Annotated in this window: 4 protein-coding genes; 3 read left to right on the top strand and 1 reads right to left on the bottom strand. The window is 75.5% G+C overall.

Going from position 1 to position 3,579, the window contains the following annotated elements; translation table 11 throughout:
• A partial coding sequence (locus tag VN520_RS08315) for a hypothetical protein (protein ID WP_325746206.1) occupies positions 1-830 on the top strand: 830 nt, incomplete at its 5' end.
• Positions 827-2,062: a type VII secretion-associated serine protease mycosin gene (gene mycP, locus VN520_RS08310; protein WP_325746205.1), complete on the top strand. Its 1,236-nt coding sequence runs from the start codon at positions 827-829 to the stop codon at positions 2,060-2,062. The genes VN520_RS08315 and mycP, both read left to right, overlap by 4 nt.
• Positions 2,063-2,101: 39 nt before the next feature.
• Here the strand turns inward: mycP and VN520_RS08305 are convergent, their stop codons facing one another.
• Positions 2,102-2,998 carry a serine hydrolase gene (locus VN520_RS08305; protein ID WP_325746204.1) on the bottom strand — a complete coding sequence of 299 codons (897 nt, stop codon included), beginning with the start codon at positions 2,996-2,998 and terminating at the stop codon, positions 2,102-2,104.
• Between the two features lie 86 nt (positions 2,999-3,084).
• On the opposite strand from VN520_RS08305, the gene VN520_RS08300 reads away from it, so the two are divergent.
• Positions 3,085-3,579 (top strand): SseB family protein (locus tag VN520_RS08300; RefSeq protein ID WP_325746203.1); only part of this gene is annotated, 495 nt, incomplete at its 3' end.

Below are 3,579 nucleotides of genomic sequence, written 5' to 3'. Positions count from 1 at the left end.
CCCCGCCCGGCGCGTACTACGCGTACGCCCGGACGCCCGCCGGGACCACCACCCGGCTGCGCCCCGTCAAGGCCCGGAACCCCGTCAGGACCGCGGCGGCTGCGGTCTGTGCCGTGCTCGGTCTCGGGCTCATCGGGGGAGCCGTCACCGGCAGCTGGCTCACCGGTGACTCCGCGGCCCGGACCGGCGACGACAGCGCGTACGCCGTGGGCCGTTCCGCCTGGCACAGCGTGCCCGTCGACACCCTCTTCCCGCGCACCCTCAAGGGCGACGGCGCGGGCCCGGGGGCCACGGACCGGACCTGGACCAGGGTCGCCGTCGCGAGCGACAGCGGCTGCGCGGCGGGCCTGGACCCGCTGCTGCTCAAGACGCTCCGCCCGGCCGGCTGCGAACGCCTGCTGCGTGCCACCTACACCGATGCCACCCGTAGCAGCGTCACCACCGTCGGCATGGTCTTCACCGAGGCCGGCACCGACGCGATGAGCGCGCTCAGCACCCGCTTCACCACCCAGCGCCTCACCGGCCGTTCCGATCTGATGCCCCGCGCCTACCCCGTCGAGGGAACCGCCGCCGCGGAATTCGGCGACCAGCAGCGCGCCAGCTGGACGGTGCACGTCCTCACCGAGCTGCCCGTCGTCATGTTCGCCGTCTCGGGCTTCGCCGACGGCCGGGCGGTCGCCGACCCGCAGCCCGCCGCCGAGGCCATGGCCGCCGGTGCCACGACGGCCCCCGCCCAGGCGGGACTCGGCCACGAGGCGAAGGGCGTGGCCGACCGGGTGGAGCGCGCCCTGCGCAGGACCGTCACCGACCTCACGGAGAAGCCGGCATGACCCGTTCCCGCCGGCTCCGGGCGCTCGCCGCCGTGGCCACGGCCACCGCCTTCGCGGTGCTGCCCGCCGCCCCCGCCCACGCGGACGCCATCCGTGACCAGCAGTGGGGCCTGGAGGCCCTCCACACCGACACCGCCTGGCAGACCACGAAGGGCGAGGGCATCACGGTCGCCGTCCTGGACACCGGGGTCGACGACGCCCACCCGGACCTCGCGGGCCAGGTACTCCCCGGCAAGGACCTCATCGGCTTCGGTGCCGGACGCGGCGACCGCTCCTGGGCCCTGCACGGCACCGCGATGGCCGGCATCATCGCGGGCCGCGGGAGCGGCCCCGGGCGGGGCGACGGTGTCCTCGGCATCGCCCCGGAAGCGAAGATCCTGCCGGTGCGGGTGATCCTGGAGTCCGGCGACCCGTCACGCGCCAAAGCCCGCGAATCACGCGGCACCGCACTCGCCGACGGCATCCGCTGGGCGGCCGACCAGGGTGCCGACGTCATCAACCTCTCCCTCGGTGACGACAGCGAGTCGGCCCACCCGGAGCCCGGGGAGGACGCCGCCGTCCAGTACGCCCTCGGCAAGGGAGTCGTCGTCGTCGCCTCGGCGGGCAACAGCGGGGACAAGGGGGACCGCGTCTCCTATCCCGCCGCCTACCCCGGGGTGATCGCAGCCGCGGCCGTGGACAAGTACGGCACGCACGCCGCGTTCTCCACCCGGCGCTGGTACGCCACCGTCAGCGCACCCGGCGTCGACATCGTCGTGGCCAACCCCGACCGGCACTACTACATCGAGTGGGGCACGTCCGCGGCGTCGGCGTACGTCTCCGGGGCCGTGGCCCTCGTGCGTGCCGCGCACCCGGGCCTCTCGCCCGCGCAGATCAAGACCCTGCTCGCGGACACCGCCCGCGACGCCCCCGCCGGCGGCCGCGACGACGCCAGGGGCTACGGCCTGGTCGACCCGGCCGCCGCGATAGCGGCCGGGTCGAAGCTGCGCCCGGACGATCTGAGCGCCCGGTCCGCCGCGGCGGGCCACCGGGGCGAGTACTTCGGCTCCGGCCCCGCGCCGCAGGGGGGCGACGGGGACCCGGCCGGCTGGCTGGCCCCCTCGGCGGGCGGCCTCGGAGCCGTGCTCCTCGCCCTGGCGGTGGTGCTGTGGCGTGGCAGGAACACCGGCGGCAGGTACGCGCCTGCGCCCGCGCCCGGGCACGACCCGTTCCCCACCGGCCCCTTCCGCTGACCGCGCCGGTCTCAGCCCGTGCCGGCCACCGAACCGGTCTCAGCCCGTGCCGATCACGCCGACCGCAGCCTTCGCGACGGACTCCACGAGAGAGATGCCCGTCTCCTTCGTCACGTGCCCGCGCGACAGCACCGCCACCAGCAGGGTGTGCCCGCCGCTCTCCACCCGCCCGATGCTGTTGACGTCCCACAGTCCCGTCGTGGTCCGGGGCATCCAGCCGTTCTTCAGCACCGCACCGGTGCCCGCCGCGGAAACCCCCCACCGCTGGTCCGCCTCGACCTGGCCCATCAGTCCGGTCAGGTACGCGCGCGAGGCCGCCGACAGCTCCGAATCCGCCCCGGACACCGCCTCCAGCAGCCGCACCTGGTCGGCGGCCGTGGTCTGGGTCAGCCCCCAGGCGTGGGCGGCCTTCGTCCCGGTCAGCCCCAGCCGTTCGTTGGCCGCGTCGAGTCCCTCCTCCCCGCCGATCGCCTTGAGCAGTTCGGTGGCCGAGGTGTTGTCGCTGCGCTGGATCATGGCCTCGGCGTACGCCTGCTCGGCGCCGCTCAGCTCCCGGTCCTCGTCCTGCGCCTGGAGCAGCAGCGCCGCCAGGATGTCGACCTTGACGATGCTGGCGGCGTCGTACGCCCCGTCCCCGTACGCGGCCCCCACGCCGCTCTCCGTGTCCAGCACGGCCACCGACACATCGGCGCCGCCGGCCAGGGCCGCCAGCGCGCCGGCCAGCTCCGCGTCGAGATCCACGTCGGGCTCCTCGCTCCGGCCCGCCGCGGCCGGCAGGCTCGATGCGGACGATACGGCGGCCACGGCCGAGGGCGCGTCATCCGGCGGGTGACCCACCAGATACGCACCTCCCGCAGCGGAACCGGCCAGCAGCACGACGACGGCGGCGGTCACGAGGCCGGGCAGCGCGGGCCTGCGCGTTCGGTGACGGGACATGGCCCGCACGCCAGGAAGCGCACCTGGCAGGAGGCTGTGCCCGACCTGTCGCCCAGGTGGGAGAACCGGTCCACTACCCTCGTCGTGTGGCGCTCAAGAACATCCCGGACTCCGGTTTCTCCGACGACGACGGCTCTGCCTCGCCCGGACTGACGGCGGCCCTCGCGGCATGGGCCGATGACAGGACAGCCGTCGGCCCGGTCCTCGCGGCGCTGCGCGGCGCCCGGCTGCTCGTGCCGGTCGTCGCCGTCCTCGGCGAGGTCGAGGAGGACGGTGAGGAGGAGCACGGAGCTCCCGAGCAGGGCGGTGGCGGGCGGCGGACGGCCGGACTGCGCCGCGAGAAGACCAGTGACATGGCGGTGCCGACTCTCCAGGCCGGTGGCCGGCGCGCCCTGCCCGCCTTCACCTCCACCGCTTCGCTGGCCCGCTGGGACCCGCAGGCGCGCCCCGTCGCCGTCCCCCTGCACCAGGCACTGCAGGCCGCCGCGCACGAGAGGGCGGACACGGTGGTGCTCGACCTGGCCGGGCCCGTCGCCTTCGAGCTGACCGGCCCCGCGCTGCTGGCCCTGGCCGAGAACCGG

The organism is Streptomyces sp., from assembly GCF_035563135.1.
GTDB lineage: Bacteria > Actinomycetota > Actinomycetes > Streptomycetales > Streptomycetaceae > Streptomyces.
This window is presented reverse-complemented; position numbering and strand designations above follow the sequence as displayed.

Bases quoted from the DNA above. Each gene is read 5' to 3' on its own strand.
- VN520_RS08305 (WP_325746204.1), bottom strand. From the start codon at position 2,998: ATGTCCCGTCACCGAACGCGCAGGCCCGCGCTGCCCGGCCTCGTGACC.
- mycP (WP_325746205.1), top strand. From the start codon at position 827: ATGACCCGTTCCCGCCGGCTCCGGGCGCTCGCCGCCGTGGCCACGGCC.